The following is a 905-nucleotide window of genomic DNA, read 5'->3' on the forward strand; positions in this document are numbered from 1 at the left end:
TTTTTACGTTTTCAATAATAGTATTATTGTGTTCTAACGGGTATTCACAACAGTGGATAGGAGGTGATAATAACAACGACCTTATTTATCATAATGGTTCGTTAAATTTTGCAAATTCCACTCAAAGTAAGGTAGGTATAGGCACTACTGACCCTCGTGCTAAATTTCATTTAGCAGGTGGTGATTTCAAAATTGGCGATGGTATTAGTGAGCCCGGTAATATTATTCTCGTAAATCAAGGTAGTAACGGTTGGACAGCTCAGGCCTCTATAGTATGGGATGGGTCTAAGAATGTAAATACCCGAAGAACAGCAGAAATTACTACCGGAAATATACTTACCTATGGAAGAGGTGACCTAATATTTAAAACCAAAGGTTCTTTAGATGATGCGTTGCCAACTACTAAAATGACTATTAAATATGACGGGAACATAGGTATTGGAGTATCTAACCCGTTGGCAAAGCTACACGTGCGTGGTGGGTTGTATTTACATGGCGATGAGGCATACGAGTCTGGATGGACGATAACAAGATTAAACTGGAAAGGTCATAGTTTAATCATGGGCTCTCAACCAGGTAGACATACGCATAATAGAATTGAGCTTAAACCAGGAGGATCTTCTACAGGCGAATTAAGGTCTTCTTTTGAAATGTATTCATCACCCTCTGAAAACCAACATGACCTCAAAATACGTCTCGAAAGCTCAGGAAAATCATTTATAAATGGTGGCAATTTAGGCATAGGCACTACCACCCCCTCTCACAAACTCGATGTCAAAGGTACTATCCATGCCGAAGAAGTATTGGTGAATCTAACAGTTGAAGGCCCAGACTATGTATTCGAAGAAGATTATCCACTACAAAAGCTATCCGATTTAGAAACCTTTCTTAAAGAAAATAAGCAC

1 pseudogene is annotated in these 905 nt (G+C 38.8%); it reads left to right on the forward strand.

What is annotated here, in order from left to right:
• Positions 1-26: 26 nt before the first annotated feature.
• Positions 27-905: pseudogene (locus E1176_RS00605) on the forward strand (hypothetical protein); the annotation flags it as partial.

Source organism: Fulvivirga aurantia (assembly GCF_009711475.1).
In the GTDB taxonomy this organism is placed as follows: Bacteria; Bacteroidota; Bacteroidia; order Cytophagales; family Cyclobacteriaceae; genus Fulvivirga; species Fulvivirga aurantia.